1 pseudogene is annotated in these 376 nt (G+C 41.5%); it reads right to left on the bottom strand.

What is annotated here, in order from left to right:
- Positions 1-376: pseudogene (locus tag A3739_RS29795) on the bottom strand (hypothetical protein); the annotation flags it as partial.

Here is a 376-nt window from a genome sequence, read left to right as displayed (position 1 = left end):
GCGTGCAAGGCTATTTAGGAATTCATCTGGAGATTCAGTGGCGATTATAATTTGCGCCAAAAAGGTTTTGTCTTCGATGAGGTCAAATAGGCTAAGGCCTAAAGATTCACTGAGCTTTGTTAAATGTTCAACCGCAGCGGGTTTGTCCGCATTGTTTAACTTCGCGTAGAGTACAATAACGCGCGCTGGATCGCTTGTTTTACTCAGTGCTGCTTGTCTTACAGAAGGGTTTTCATCATTTAAGAGCAGAGATTCGATAATCTCACGTTGCTCATTGTTATTTGGATCAAGTTGCTGCAGAGCTTCTAATCGAACTTCGGCAGATTTGTTTTGCCATTTTGGTTTAAAAAGCTTGGATAAGAAATTAGCCATGTCG

Source organism: Oleiphilus sp. HI0067, assembly GCF_001635735.1.
This window is presented reverse-complemented; position numbering and strand designations above follow the sequence as displayed.